This is a genomic window from Salinivibrio sp. SS2, assembly GCF_001722075.1.
GTDB lineage: Bacteria > Pseudomonadota > Gammaproteobacteria > Enterobacterales > Vibrionaceae > Salinivibrio > Salinivibrio proteolyticus.
Genome location: NZ_MEBP01000066.1, coordinates 38,154 through 52,172, shown reverse-complemented (window position 1 = coordinate 52,172; position 14,019 = coordinate 38,154). Strand labels below are relative to the sequence as shown.

The 14,019-nt window shown below is 50.5% G+C and carries 15 protein-coding genes; 9 read left to right on the top strand and 6 right to left on the bottom strand.

Features of this window, described 5'->3' with window-relative positions; genetic code table 11:
- Positions 1-5: 5 nt before the first annotated feature.
- On the bottom strand, positions 6-482 hold the full coding sequence (gene tssD, locus BGK46_RS06585) for a type VI secretion system tube protein TssD (protein ID WP_069587845.1): 477 nt from the start codon (positions 480-482) through the stop codon (positions 6-8).
- 358 nt (positions 483-840) lie between these two features.
- Complete coding sequence (locus BGK46_RS06580; RefSeq protein WP_069587843.1) at positions 841-1,371, bottom strand: copper resistance protein NlpE; 531 nt, start codon at positions 1,369-1,371, stop codon at positions 841-843.
- 246 nt (positions 1,372-1,617) lie between these two features.
- Between BGK46_RS06580 and BGK46_RS06575 the strand changes: the two genes are divergently transcribed.
- The 6 genes from BGK46_RS06575 to BGK46_RS06550 all read left to right on the top strand — a co-directional run bounded on the left by BGK46_RS06575 (position 1,618) and on the right by BGK46_RS06550 (position 6,925).
- Positions 1,618-2,304 (top strand): type 1 glutamine amidotransferase domain-containing protein, encoded by a 687-nt coding sequence (locus BGK46_RS06575; RefSeq protein ID WP_069587842.1) that lies wholly within the window; start codon positions 1,618-1,620, stop codon positions 2,302-2,304.
- Between the two features lie 133 nt (positions 2,305-2,437).
- Positions 2,438-3,112: a response regulator transcription factor gene (locus BGK46_RS06570; RefSeq protein WP_069587840.1), complete on the top strand. Its 675-nt coding sequence runs from the start codon at positions 2,438-2,440 to the stop codon at positions 3,110-3,112.
- Complete coding sequence (locus BGK46_RS06565; protein WP_069587838.1) at positions 3,109-4,398, top strand: sensor histidine kinase; 1,290 nt, start codon at positions 3,109-3,111, stop codon at positions 4,396-4,398. Before BGK46_RS06570 ends, BGK46_RS06565 begins: the two co-directional genes overlap by 4 nt.
- A 75-nt stretch (positions 4,399-4,473) precedes the next feature.
- Positions 4,474-5,232 (top strand): MipA/OmpV family protein, encoded by a 759-nt coding sequence (locus BGK46_RS06560; protein ID WP_069587836.1) that lies wholly within the window; start codon positions 4,474-4,476, stop codon positions 5,230-5,232.
- A gap of 27 nt (positions 5,233-5,259) precedes the next feature.
- Complete coding sequence (locus tag BGK46_RS06555; protein ID WP_069587834.1) at positions 5,260-6,381, top strand: alpha/beta hydrolase family protein; 1,122 nt, start codon at positions 5,260-5,262, stop codon at positions 6,379-6,381.
- A gap of 64 nt (positions 6,382-6,445) precedes the next feature.
- Positions 6,446-6,925 (top strand): YaiI/YqxD family protein, encoded by a 480-nt coding sequence (locus BGK46_RS06550; protein ID WP_069587832.1) that lies wholly within the window; start codon positions 6,446-6,448, stop codon positions 6,923-6,925.
- A gap of 42 nt (positions 6,926-6,967) precedes the next feature.
- On the opposite strand, the gene BGK46_RS06545 is transcribed toward BGK46_RS06550, so the two are convergent.
- Positions 6,968-7,870, bottom strand: coding sequence for a LysR family transcriptional regulator (locus tag BGK46_RS06545; protein WP_069587831.1), 903 nt, complete (start codon positions 7,868-7,870; stop codon positions 6,968-6,970).
- A 167-nt stretch (positions 7,871-8,037) separates the two neighbouring features.
- Here BGK46_RS06545 and BGK46_RS06540 point away from each other — a divergent pair, with 167 nt between their 5' ends.
- Together BGK46_RS06540 and BGK46_RS06535 are read left to right on the top strand one after the other, a co-directional pair.
- A complete protein-coding gene (locus tag BGK46_RS06540) occupies positions 8,038-8,907 on the top strand; it encodes an MBL fold metallo-hydrolase (protein WP_069587829.1) in 870 nt (289 codons plus the stop codon).
- Positions 8,901-9,527, top strand: coding sequence for a DsbA family protein (locus BGK46_RS06535; RefSeq protein WP_069587826.1), 627 nt, complete (start codon positions 8,901-8,903; stop codon positions 9,525-9,527). The genes BGK46_RS06540 and BGK46_RS06535 overlap by 7 nt, the downstream gene beginning before the upstream one ends.
- 62 nt (positions 9,528-9,589) lie before the next feature.
- Here BGK46_RS06535 and BGK46_RS06530 read toward each other — a convergent pair whose 3' ends face one another.
- The 3 genes from BGK46_RS06530 to BGK46_RS06520 all read right to left on the bottom strand — a co-directional run bounded on the left by BGK46_RS06530 (position 9,590) and on the right by BGK46_RS06520 (position 12,496).
- Positions 9,590-10,753, bottom strand: a complete 1,164-nt coding sequence (locus tag BGK46_RS06530) for a DEAD/DEAH box helicase (protein WP_069587824.1) — start codon at positions 10,751-10,753, stop codon at positions 9,590-9,592.
- Between the two features lie 127 nt (positions 10,754-10,880).
- The gene (locus tag BGK46_RS06525) at positions 10,881-11,081 is read right to left on the bottom strand and encodes a hypothetical protein (protein WP_069363105.1); all 201 of its coding nucleotides are present in this window, start codon (positions 11,079-11,081) and stop codon (positions 10,881-10,883) included.
- Between the two features lie 113 nt (positions 11,082-11,194).
- Positions 11,195-12,496 carry an MFS transporter gene (locus tag BGK46_RS06520; protein ID WP_069587822.1) on the bottom strand — a complete coding sequence of 434 codons (1,302 nt, stop codon included), beginning with the start codon at positions 12,494-12,496 and terminating at the stop codon, positions 11,195-11,197.
- A gap of 245 nt (positions 12,497-12,741) precedes the next feature.
- On the opposite strand from BGK46_RS06520, the gene BGK46_RS06515 reads away from it, so the two are divergent.
- The gene (locus tag BGK46_RS06515; RefSeq protein WP_084781304.1) at positions 12,742-13,929 is read left to right on the top strand and encodes an NnrS family protein; all 1,188 of its coding nucleotides are present in this window, start codon (positions 12,742-12,744) and stop codon (positions 13,927-13,929) included.
- Positions 13,930-14,019: the final 90 nt, after the last annotated feature.

Genomic DNA, 14,019 nt, shown 5'->3' with positions numbered 1-14,019 from the left:
AGATCTTATTCCCATCGTTCGTAGCCTTGGGTACCAGTAATATTATGCTTCCAGACGATATCTTTATACCGAAGCGCAATGTCCTCGGACGTATCTTCATCGCCGGAAATAAGGACGTGAGGCTGGTTAAACGACAGGTGTGCGATAACGGCATCAACTAACTCAATGGTGTAGTAGTTTTCGTTGTGGCCTTTATCATTGGTTCTGTAAAACCTTATCTCACACTGAATCTTTTCTTGCTTTGAAAAAGCAAGGCCAAGAAGAGGCGAGGCCTTGTCGATCGGCTTTGTGATGGTTAAAGCGCTGAGAGTCTTTCTGACTTCGTCCGCTTCTTTTTCTAGCGAGTAGTTGCAGGCTAAAACGGTTGCTTCGTCCGTATGTGAAATCTGCGCTTTTCGCCCGATGGAGTCATCGGTATTGCAACCTTGGGTGATACAGCCTTGCGTTTCTCCAATCATCTTTATGTATGCGGTATGGGCCACGTTTTACTCCTAGCCTGACTATTTATTCGCCGAATATATCAATTTTGATTGGACAGAAATAAAGGCAAAGGACTTTCTGGAATCAATCTCTCATTTGAGTGAATGTAAATTAATTGTAAAGTCAAGGTGTTAAGTTAGATCATATTGAACTGTCTGATCGTGGTGGGTATTTCGGTGACAATATTCACTTAACAAATGTGTAAGAGATGAGGTGTGTGTAAGAGTGTGTAGTAATACAACCCTTAGACCAAGAGATCAATAATTTAAGCCATAATAGTTGAGTTCTTTAAACCCGTAGATAACCGCATAGAGGGCCTGTACTATGTGGTAGAACAGCATATCACAGGCCCTCATTAGATTATTGTTTTTTCAGCACGTACATGTCGGCTAAATCGCCGTCGATACGCTCACCGTTCATATCGAGCATGATGATTTGGTTCTCTGCAACAAAGAACTGATTAGGCGTGTCGGTTAGGCCTTGAAGGGTGACGATGGTACCCATGTCGCCCCAAGTGAAGGTCCCTTCCTCTTTTAATGCCTCACCTTCTTTACCAAGATAAGTTTTGGTTAATACATAGGTGTTATCTTCGTTTAGTGTCAGGCTGGTTTCGATACCTTCGCAGTCAGCACAAGGGACGACACCTTGATACGTGCCATTCCAATCTAGTGATAGTTTTGCATTGTGGTGATCAACCATCTCGTTGACAGCATCGCCTGCTGCATCAACCGCATTCTCGGCGCTATCCATTGCTTGTTCTGCGCCAGCTTGAACATTTTCTACTGCGTTTTCGACTTGCGTCTCGGTTGCAGGTTTGTCATTGGCCTGTTGCTCACAGCCCACTAAAACAGCGACAAGAGCGAGTGGTGCTAGTACAAATGCCTTTTTCATGATGACCTCTTTTGCATGTTCGATACATGATTACTTTAAACGTGATGAGGGCGTTGCCCTTAATGGATGTACTCATTGTAGCGGCAGACAGGAGGGTGGTGTCATTGTTAAGCTAGGCTTAAGTCAATGTTATTCGATGAAAGTAAAGAAACCGTCAACTGATCAAAACTGGGATTTACTTCGTTAGTAACAAGGTTGCCGAATAGCAAAGCGGTCAATGAACGCGTCAAACAACAAGGAGCGATGATGCAACAACACAAAATTTTGATGGTGCTGACATCTCACGATGCCATGGGCGAGACGGGGCACAAGACAGGCTTTTGGCTTGAAGAGTTCACCACCCCTTACTACGCGTTTAAAGATGCAGGTGCAACCGTTGTGGTCGCGAGCCCTAAAGGCGGAACGGCGCCGATTGACCCAAACAGCGAAGCGGAAGATGCGCAATCGGAATCCACACGTCGGTTTGATGGCGATGCGGAGTTGCAAGATATGGTTAATAACACCGTCACGCTGAGCGATGTGAATGCGTATGAGTATGACGCGATTTTCTATCCCGGTGGACACGGTCCATTGTGGGACTTGGCAGAAGACCCGACATCTCGTCAGCTGATTGAGACCTTTTACTATCAGGGCAAACCCGTTGGTGCGGTATGCCACGGCCCTGCTGTGTTCCGTCATACGCGTTCAGATCGTGACGAGCCACTGGTGAAAGGCAAACGGGTTACTGGTTTCACCAATAGCGAAGAAGCTGCCGTTGGCTTAACCGAGGTAGTACCATTTTTAGTCGAAGACATGCTCAAAGAAAACGGCGGTCTTTATGAGAAAGCGGATGACTTTACCCCGTATGTGGTTACTGATGGCAACTTAGTTACAGGGCAAAATCCAGTGTCATCTGAAGCCTGCGTCAATGCGGTGTTGGCATTGCTAAAGTAAGTCATATGATAGTCTCTCGATGAAAGCGCCTGCGGGCGCTTTTTTTGTATCGGACGAGATCAATAGAGTGGGGTGTATTTTATCCAATGGATTCGTGTAGATTAAAAACGACACGGATAGAAGAGCACGCCGCATGAAAATACTCATCATTGAAGATGACCACGATCTCAGCTTAGCGATGTCAGAATATTTAGAGCTGCATAATATCGACTGTGATTTTGCCTATAACGGCGAAACGGGGATCCAGCTTGCCAGCCAGCAGACGTTTGATTGTGTGATACTCGACAATATGCTGCCCAACGTTCAGGGTATGGCGGTTTGTCGCGAGCTGCGTGAGCAGGGTATCGATACCCCGGTGTTAATGCTGACCGCGTGCGGTGCGGACACCGACCAGCTTGAGGGCTTTCGCGCCGGTGTAGATGATTATGTGGTCAAACCTTGCACCATGCCGTTGTTGCTCGCACGTTTACAGGCCTTGCATCGACGTCATCAACCGGTACGAGAGTGTATCACCATTGCTGATCTGACGATTTACCCCAAAGAGCATATCGCGTCGCGCGGTGATACGCCGCTTAAGCTGACCCCTATCGGTTGGAACATTCTGTTGCTACTCGCTCGCCGCTCACCCACTGTGGTGTCCAAAAGCGATATTGAGGAGGCGATTTGGGCCAGCGATGATGTGCGCCAAGGAACCATTAACGTGCACCTTCACCATTTGCGTAAAGTGGTTGATAAACCCTTTGCTAAAACGCTGATCCACACCCATGTCGGTATTGGTTTGTCCCTTTCTGAGGCCGCGCCGGTATGAGCCAAAGCCCTGTTCGAAGCCTCGCGGCACAATCGCGTCGCCAGCTTGTGTTCATGGCGGTGGCGATCTTTATCGGGTTGTTGGCACTTGTCACCGTGTTTAGCTTTTATCAAATCAGTCAGGCAGGCAAAAACTACATGCGGCTCGATGCTATCAAACTCGAGCAGAAGCTGGCCGCCGATCCTAACTATCCATTGCCACAAAGCAACACTGTTAGTGCGTATCGAGATTGGCAGGCTATCCCGACATCGGTGCGTGATTTGTTTTCCTCAGAGCCGATACAGCCCGATGATCCAATTGAAATTCAGCGCATTAATGACAGTGGAACGCGTGAGTATGGCTACTTGTTGTACTCCGATCAGCACCTATCCCAAGGCCTGTACTTGGTCGAGTTTGAAGCGGCAGAAAAAATCGAAGCATTAGCCGCCATGATTGTCGAGCGCTCTTTGGCCGATGCTAGCGTGTTAATTACCGCTTTTATGCTGGTGCTTGTCACCGTGATTGGGCTGTTGTTTAACAATGCATTGAAGCCACTCAAAGAGTTGGTGGCATGGTCGGCGCGGGTAAAAACACACCCTGATCAAGCTATCGATGTACGCTTTTCGGTACGTGAAGTTAACCAAATCGCCGACCACTTGATGGCCTCGCTGCAACAGGTGCGTGAACATAACCAACGGGAGCAGCAGTTCTTAAAGCATGCCAGCCATGAACTGCGTACGCCGTTGGCGATTATACAAGCATCCTTGGATACTTTGTCACTGCGTATCGATGACAAGGATGCCAGTTATCCGGCCTTGCAGCGCGCCTCGCGTGCCAACGCCAATATGATGGCACTGTCTGAATCACTGCTTTGGTTGGCACGGCAACATCCAGATAAGATTCGCCAATCAAAGGTCGACCTTGGCTCGCTCTGCGCTACCCTCGTGGATGAGCTGGCGTATCTTGCTGCGCATAAGCCAGTGACTGTCCATATCGATAATCATAGTGATCCTATTTCTATTGAGAGGGAATTGTTTCGTATTGCGAGTACCAACCTGATTCGCAATGCGCTCACCTACAGTGCGCCCGGCGCGATTGAGATTAAGATCACCAACGGGCAGTTTTCGATTGCCAACCCTATTGATTCAGACGTGGACGAGAATCAGATCGGATTTGGTCTAGGCCTACAGCTTGTTGAGCGCATTGCCGGACAGCTCAACTGGCATTTTGAATTTCAGTGCGACGCTCAGATGGCGAGGGCGGTTATCAATTGGGAAGCCGCGCACAAAATGACGGGAGAGTCTTAAGGTTTTCTTAATACCGGTTGTTTCAAGATAAGGGCGAACTCTCAGTTACTATTTCGCCATTATGGAGAATCGCCGGTGAATCCATTTGTCACACTTATCTGTTTCGTTTTGACCTTGGTGCCCTTGGCCGGGCATGCGCAAACCGACAGTATGTCCGCGGATAATTATCTGACCGTCGGCCTGGTCGGCTATACGGAGCCGTCGATATATCTCGGTGGTGAAGATGACCAAGACATTGAGCTGGTGGTTGAGGCGCAATGGGAGGGGATTTTTTATCGCAACGATACCCTAGGTGTGTATCTCGCCGAGGGCGACAGCTGGTATGTGTCGGCGGGCGTGGGCGACGATGTGTTTGGCGATCACGCCCGCGGTGACAGCAAAACCCTCAAAGATATGAAAAGTCTCGATACGGTGTATACCGCTAATCTAACCACTGGCTGGATAACGTCGGTGGGCTATTTTGAGCTCGGCTACCATCATGATATCTCGGATAATCATAACAGTGGCGCGGTGGTGGGCCGCTATGGCGCGCCGATGGAACAAGGCCCGTGGGTGCTTGACCCTCAAGTGTCACTGACTTGTGTGGGTCGCGCGGTGAGTCGTTATTATGTCGGTGTGTCATCCCAAGACGCCAAAGCTGGCCGACCCACTTATCAACCTGATCAAACCTGCATGCTTCAATCCGACCTCAATCTCTATTACAGGCTTGGCCGCGCGCATCATCTGTTGTTGGGGGTGAGCTATCGCCACTATGGCGATGAAGTATCAGACAGCCCTATTGTTGATAGAGACGATTTGTGGTCGTTCAATACCGGCTATTTATACACCTTTTAGCGGTAATAGGGTGGAAGGAGAAAGGGGATGAAGTGGCTAAAGCGAGGTTTGATAGCGCTGGTGCTGATAGGCACGTTTTTGGTGATAGCCATGGATGACCCAAACGCGGGGCTAAAGCGTCAAGCCATTCACTTTAACACAGGCGATAATCAGCTCACGGGTGAGTTAATTTTACCTTTAGGTTCTGAGAGCCCGAATCAGTGTGTGGTGTTTGTGCATGGCTCTGGTGACGTGCCGACCGATGCGTTTGGTTATTACCTCCCACTCTGGCGAGTGTTAGCGGCGAATGGGTGGTGTGCGTTGTCTTGGGATAAGCCGGGAGTGGGAGAGTCGAGCGGGGATTGGCGGTCGCAATCGATGCAAGATCGGGCCGATGAAGTCGCGGCGGCGATTCGCTATTTGCGCCAAACCTTGGGGCTAAAGGATGGCAAGCTGGGGTTGATGGGCTTTAGTCAAGCTGGTTGGGTGATCACTAAGGTGGCGCACCAAGTCGAAAACATCGATTTTCTGATCAGTGTCGGTGGAGCAGTCAGCTGGATGGCGCAATCCGAGTATTCTGGACGTCAACGGCGATTAGCCGCCGGATACAGTGAATCCGCTATTGCGGCTGAGCAAGCTGCCGAGGCGACAGTGGATGCCTTGATCCAATCCGGCGCGTCGTATCAGCAGTACCTAAACCACGTAAAACAGGATGACAACGCCCCCATGAGCGAGGCTTTTTGGCAATTTGTACAACGTAATTGGGCCTCGGATGTGACTGCTGATTTAATCGATCTCGACGTGCCCACGTTAGCGTTGTTTGGTGCGCGGGATGCTTATGTCGACTCAGATAAAACCGCTTCCACGTATCACCAGCTGCTCGCTAACGCGCCGCTGTCTTTTTATCACGTGCGTGTGTTTGAAAAGGCCGATCACAGTCTACTGCGCACCGACAACATCGCCAATGCACACAGTGAGCGTCACCGCTGGTTAACGCTGGCACGGGTTTGGTGGCAAGGGGAGGCAGCGTTTGCAGATGGCGTGATGCCATGCTTAACGTCTTGGCTAGAGCAGTTTAAGAGCGGGCGGCCAACACAGCCTAATATCTGCGCGCCTGAGCAGCCAAGCGATGTAAAGCCAGTACTAAACGCGGATACGGCGCAGGGGTAACGTTTCAATTTGCGGTGAATTGGGGTTTAATGCAGGCATTGACGCTAACGCTAAGAGAACCAGCATGCAAATATGGGTAGATGCGGACGCTTGTCCGGTCGCGATGCGCGAGATGATAGTACGCGCGGCACACCGAACGCACATTCAAGCCACCTTTATTGCCAACCAGTTTATCCGTTTACCGCCGTCGCCTTACGCCAGTTCACGTCAGGTAGAAAAGGGCTTTGATGTGGCGGACAACCAAATTGTTGCCGAGGCAGAGGCGGGCGATTTGGTGATCACCCAAGACATTCCGCTCGCGGATGAAGTGATTGAAAAGGGCGTGACGGTGATTAACACCCGCGGCGAATTGCTGACCAAAGAAAACATCCGCGCCCGGCTTAATATCCGTGATTTTATGGAAACTATGCGCAGTAGCGGTGTGCACACAGGTGGGCCTGCTCCGCTTGGTCCGCAGCAAAAACAAGCCTTTGCCAATCAGCTTGATAAATGGCTGGTTAAAGCCCAGCGTTATCATGCTGCGCGAGCAAAATCGTCTGATTAAGCCTGCGCGCTTATCCTCTCATCACTCAATTTTTTCTGCTGACTAAATAGCAACCGGTGCCCACTCGCGATTGGCGAAGTGGGCAATCAGCGCATCCAGCAACGCACGCACCGCCGGTGGCTGGTTGCGACGTGACGGATACAAGGCGTAGATATCCATTGCCTTGGGTTGCCAATCGGGGAGCACGACCTCCAACTGACCTCGCGCAATGGCACTATGAGCCAGGTACACCGGCTGCATGCTTACGCCCATGCCCTGAATGGCAGCACTGAGTAAGGTGGTCGCCTCGTTAGCTGAGAGCTTACCTTGCACTTCAACCGCGGCGTGTTCCTCGCCTTTGTCTAAATGCCAAATCGGTCGATCAAACTGCTTGTAACTGAGACAGCTATGCGCGGTGAGATCTTCCGGTGAGCGGATCGGTGCATGGGCCGCCAAATAATCCGGTGCCGCTACCAAAACGGAATCACACGCGGCGATCGGACGACCAATTAGGGAAGGATCCGGGTTGGATGCAATGCGGATGGCTATATCAATCCGTTCCGCAATCAAATCGACGGCCTTGTCTTGCACTTCAATATCTACATCGACCCCGGGGTGAGCGGCCATAAAGGGCTTTACCGCGGGGATCAGTTGCGCAAAACCAAACGACATACTGGTGGCCACCCGTACTTTTCCGGTCAAGCCCGCGTCTTGTTGCCATTGCTGTGTCAGGGCATTGGCTTGTTCAACCCATTGTTCCAGTTGTGGCAAGCTTTGCTCGCCAGCGGAGGTTAACGATACTTTGCGCGTGGTGCGCTGCAATAAGCGCACGCCTAACCAGTCTTCCAGCGCTTCGACATGACGAGTCACCATGGGGCGCGACATCTCGAGCCGCTCGGCAGTGGCGGTAAAACTTTGCGTAAGGGCGACATCAATCAATACGCGGGCTGCAGTCAGTGTGTCCATGTCAATCTCATCTATGCTTAAGAGCCAGCCGTTCGTAAGGCGGTACGACCCGTTTACATGCTCGAATTGTGAAATAATGATGTAAATTATTAGCTATATATTCGAACAAGTCGAGCCCGTAAACTGCACAGCATCTCAACACCGAATGCAAACAACGGAGCACGACGATGAAATTGATAAAAACCCTAGCCGCCTCTTTATTACTGACTGGCAGCGCAATGGCAGCCAATAATGCTGAACCCTTGAACTTAGACGTATATAACGCGGATGGTAACAGCTTCCACGTAAACTCAACCTTGGTGTATGGCGAAACCGAAGCCATGGTGGTTGATACGGGCTTTACTAAAGCAGACGCGCTACGTATTGCCGCTAAAGTGCTGGACTCTGGGAAAGAGCTGACCACTATCTTTATTAGCCAAGCAGACCCAGATTACTATTTTGGCGCGGAAGTGCTGCACGGCATGTTCCCTGACGCAAAAGTGATCACCACACCGGCAGTGCGCGCCACCATTGCAGAAAAACTGGACGGAAAAATGGCATTTTGGGCTCCAAAAATGGGTGATAATGCCCCGCAAAACCCTGTAGTGCCTGCTGCTTATACCCGTTCATCATTGACACTGGACGGTCGTAAAATTGAAATTCGCGGCGCGAAAGGCGAGTTGGCACATCGTCCGTATCTTTGGATCCCAGCCAACAAGGCGATCCTGGGTAACGTCGCTGTGTATGGCAATGTTCACCTTTGGATGGCAGACGCACAATCTGACCAAGCGCGTGAAGGTTGGGCCGCACAACTAGAAGAAATGGCAGCACTGAAGCCTAACGTCGTGATCCCAGGACACATGACCGCGGGCACGGCACTGAACGCTGACACCATTATTTTTGCCCAGCAGTATTTGCAAGACTTTGCCGAGGCGAAAGCAAACAGCAAAGACAGTGCTGAGCTGATTAAAACCATGCAAGCGAAATATCCGAAAGCGGGTTTGCCGATGGCTTTGGAAATTGGTGCCAAAGTACATATGGGAGAGATGGAATGGTAAACGTCCACTATATTTTTGACCCAATGTGTGGCTGGTGCTTTGGCGCCGCCACCTTGATTGAAAGCTTGAGCAACACCCCTGAGATTAACTTGCAGCTTCATCCAGGTGGTATGCGAGAGCGTGCGCCGATTGAAGACAGCTTTCGTCAACATATCTTGGCGGCAGATCAGACCATTGCCGATCAAACCGGACAGACATTTGGTCAAGCCTATCTAGACCGCGTGGCAAGCGACCAGCCGGTAATTTTGGACTCCTTTATGACCGCGCAAGCCATCCTCGCTGCTCAGCAGCTTGATGGTCAGGGTGCAGAGATGCTGAAACGCATCCAGCGTGGCCATTATCAGCAAGGTCGCTCCGTCTATGAAGCTGACACGCTCGCAGAGCTTGCCAGTGAGATGGGGATAGAGGCAGGGGCTTGGCAACAGGCGATGAATCGCGCCGAAAATGATGTGATGCCTGCGGTGAATCAAACCCGTCAATTGATGGCAGCGCATGGCTTACGCGGTTTTCCATCCATGCTGGTGGAGCAAAACGGTCAATGGCAAGCTATCACAGTGAGCCAATACTATCGCCGCCCAGATGCATGGCAGGCGCTCTGGCAAACACTGACTCAGGCATAAAGCAAACAAAAACGGCGAGCATGAAGCTCGCCGTTTTTGTTGCGATCATTGTATGCACATTATCACTTGGGTGCAGTCAGCGGCACTGGCTTTTTAGGTTCAAAGCCTTCGATAATGTGACGTTCAAGTGGATGCCCGAGACGTGCTTCAATCATGCGTAAGTTTTTGGTGTTATCTTTTGAGACCAATGAAATCGCTTCGCCTTGAGCACTTGCGCGACCGGTACGGCCAATTCGGTGGACGTACTCGTCGGCCGGGAAGGGCAGATCGTAATTGACCACGCGCTCAAGCGACTCAATATCAATGCCACGTGCGGCGACGCCGGTGGCAATTAAAAATTGGATGCTACCGTTTTTAAAGTCTTCCAGCAATTGGGCCCGCATGGCTTGACTGCGTCCACTGTGAAAGGCTTCAGCGGCAATGCCCCGTTTTTCCAGCTGGGTAGCGAGTTTAGCGGCGCCATGTTTGGTTTCGATAAAAATCAACGCCTGTGTCCAACCATTCTCTTTAATCAAATGACTAAGCAGTGCGGATTTCTTATCTTTATCGACTGGAATACACCATTGAGTAATGTTGTCTTTCGAGGCATCTCGTGCGGCAATGCTGATTTCTTTGCCTTCATCGCCAATGGTCGCTTTGGCTAGATCGCGCACTTTATTAGACAGCGTGGCCGAAAATAGCAAGCACTGCGTGCTTGCCGGCAATCGGTCTAGAATATGTTGAATCGCATCAATAAAGCCCATATCGAGCATGCGATCCGCTTCGTCGAGAACCAGCACTTCCACTTCATCTAGATAGACGGCACGTTGGCTGAGTAAATCGCGTAGTCGTCCCGGGGTGGCGACGAGAATATCAACGCCGTCCACTAAGGCTTGCTTTTGTGCCTGCTCGTCCATGCCGCCAACCATCGCTAAGGTTTTTAGCTCAGTAAACTGGCTGTCTTGACGTGCGCTCTCTGCCACTTGCAGGGCGAGCTCACGAGTGGGAACGATGACGAGTGCGCGAGCGCGCTTTTTACGTCCTGCTTCACCGGCAGATAATTTATCGATGATAGGCCAGATAAAACTCGAGGTTTTTCCGGTGCCCGTTTGTGCCGCGGCAATCAGATCATGCCCTTGTTGGATGATTGGAATCGCTTTGGCTTGAATAGATGTTGGCGTGGTAAAGCCGCGTTGGGCAATGGCTTGGCAAAGTGGGTCGCTTAAACCCAGTTTTTTAAATGGCATAACAGACTCAACAAACAAGAAGCGTGTGTCCGCGTTCCCGCTCAGACACACTGAATGGCGTGGAGTCTAGCACGAACCTCTCAGTAGCACGACGCAAAATCTGCTGGTGTACTCGTTACGGTTTATTCTAGGCCGCGTACTTTCTGAGCTCATGAGGATATACCCGCATACCATTGAGCGTGTTTTCATACACGGCTTGCTCGCGGAGGTAAGACCAGGCATGGGCCTCTGTCCCGGTTTGCGCCGCTAATCGATCGATAACAGCGTCGATATTTCGGCCGGCATAGTCTTTATGAGGGGTAAAAAGTTCCTTAATCGCGGATAACATAGCACGCTCGTTATGTGTAACTAAATTACATTTCAGTATGAATTCATCATAGTATGTCTTTTAAACGTGATCAATGTTAAACCATATGTCGATATTAAATGATATTTTTGTAATTAATTTTCATTGGTGCGGTCTTCTTCAACGGCTTCGATCTCTTCTTCTATTTCCACACCGCGATAAGGCTCACCTTCTTCATCATGTAGTTGATGATCATAGGCCGCTTGTAGGCCAGTGTCCTCAATCACGTCTTCGTCCCACTCTTGTTCGAGCTGACGAGGGTAAAGTGGAGAGATAATGGCAACCACAATGCTGGCGGAGGCAAATACCGAAAAAGCGCCAGCATAACCCATTTTTTCAATCAATAAGCCTAACACTGGAGAGCCGACCGCTTGGCCGAGTGATACGGCCATAAAAGGCAAAACAGGTCCGAGGGATAAGCGCCCGGGGAGAAGTCGGATCCCGGTCATTAGATACAAGCCAGTTAAACTCATGTAGGCAAGCCCGAACACGAGAGCGGAAAAAAGCGTGATTCCGCTGTTGCCAGGACTGGCGGCAATGAGTGCCATACTTGCCGCCAACATCATTAACATTAATGAATGAGTGATGGGTGGGTTGTTACGGTCAGCGAGATCCGCTGCGACCGCACCGCCTAAACCGGCAATGCCAACGGCTACCCATAACCACCCGGTCGCATCGCTAGGAAGCCCTCCCAGTGTGATGACCAAATCGGGTGCGAAAATCCAGTACGCGGCAGAGACAAATCCCATCGCGAATGCAAACAACGATAAACGGAACAGCCGCGCCCATTGTAATCGGCTGATCGGTGGCGCAGGGGCGGCATCTGTGGGTGTGACAGGCGAGACAGATGGCAACATCCGCCAGGCGGCTACAATGCCAAGTGTCGCAAGTACTGCAAAAGACAAATAGGCCGTGCGCCAAGCCGATTCGAGCAGCAAGACTACAGGCACAGCAACGACTACACCAATGCTGGTACCCGCATTCATCACTGAACTGACTCTACCATGCAGAGCGCGATTAACGATAGCCTGCATGGCAGCGGTGAGGGCGGGCATCATCAAGCCGGTGCAAATGCCGCAAGCAAACACACCGACAGCTAGTGAGACACTGTTAGTCGATTGACTGATGACGGCGAGACCCAGAGCGCCAAATAAACCAGAAACAATTGCAGTGATTCTTGCGCCAATGCGATCGGCAATCAGCGGCGCAAAACCAGTTGCGATCACAAAGCTAATCAACGGCAGGGCACTAATCATACCTATCTGCGAGGGGCTCAGTGCTAAGTCATCGCGGATCGGTGGGACGAACAGACCGAATGCAAAGCGGGCTAATCCATAGCTTATGGCGATAAGTGCCGCGCCGAGTACCGCAAACTTGCTACTAGATGGATAGGTCATGGGCCTCCTCATTCTTTGGCTCTGCCAGCTTGAATGTTGCACCGGTTGGTGATGAGAAAATTGTTGTGGTTCATATCGGTTACGTCCAGCCTTTTGATTCGATAACATGGATCTTGATTAAACAATAACCACAATAACCTTTCTTTTTGTAGCACATTAAGTTGGTTGGGATTTGTTTAATATCAAAAGCAGTGTTTCCGTGTGTGCTAGGGTGAATAACCCAATTCTGCAGATGGAGCGCTCGAATGTTGTTAAATGTCACCGACAAACAAAAAGAAGATAAGATCCCGCCGCTGTTGCGGTTGGGATTTCGGCCCTTCTTCCTCTTTGGTGCTCTGTACTCCTGTCTGGTCATTATTATATGGAGTGGGCTGTACACCCATCCTGGGATGGTGTCACTCACGGTGCCTTCGCTTTGGTGGCATGCTCACGAGATGTTGTTTGGCTTTTCGATGGCCATTGTTGGTGGGTTTTTAATGACAGCGGTACAAAATTGGACCAGCATACCGGGCACACGTGGACTGAAGCTTTTCGCTATCTTTTCATTATGGCTGTTGGCGCGATTGAGCTTCTGGGTGGATGTCCCAATTTGGTCGAGCCTTGTACTTGATACCCTGTTTATAGGCTGTGTGGCATGGTCGTTGGGCTATCGCGTGGTGGTGGCTAAGCGTCAGCGCAACTACTTATTTATTCCTATTTTAGCGATTGCGGCCTTGCTTAACGCGTTGTCGTACGGCGTATTACTGGGGGAAATCTCACTACCCATGAATCAAGTTTGGCACAGTACCTTGTTGTGGTTCATGCTGCTTATTAGCGTAATGGGTGGCCGAGTGATCCCGTTTTTCACGGAGAAGAAGTTGGGTATACAGGTGTCAAGCACACCTGTGTGGCTAGAGCGAGCGATTGTTGCTGTGTTTGTGCTACTGATTGGCGTCACTTTGGTGTCCGGCACTGACAATATGGTCGCGCGTGGGTTGCTGCTCACAGCGGGCATTGCTCAATGTGTTCGGCTTTACTGTTGGAAAGGCTGGAAAGCGTACCAGGTACCTATGCTGTTCTCGCTGCACCTATTCTATCTCTTCCTACCATTTGGCCTGATATTAAAAGCGGTGGTGATTAACCCCTGGGCATCAAACCTTATCTGGCACTTATTCGCGATAGGTGTACTCGGGGGCGTTGTCCTGGCCATGATTGCGCGAGTCACGCTTGGCCATACTGGGCGCAATGTTTATCAGGGCCCCGCTGTGTCTTGGCTCTTTTATGCCTTAGTCATATCAGCACTCGTCCGCGTATTTGGCATGTGGTTTTGGCCGGTGTATACCCTAGAGCTGGTTGCCGCATCGGCACTGCTTTGGACGATAAGCTATGGCTGGTTTGCGGTGCGATTTGGCCCTATGCTGAGCCAAGCACGCGCAGATGGCGCGGCGGGGTAACCCTGTCACATTATTATTAATAAAAGGTAAGCTTGGAGTAGGGTTTAATGAGAGCTATTACTGTTACCATCCTTCTTATGTCTTACCGCT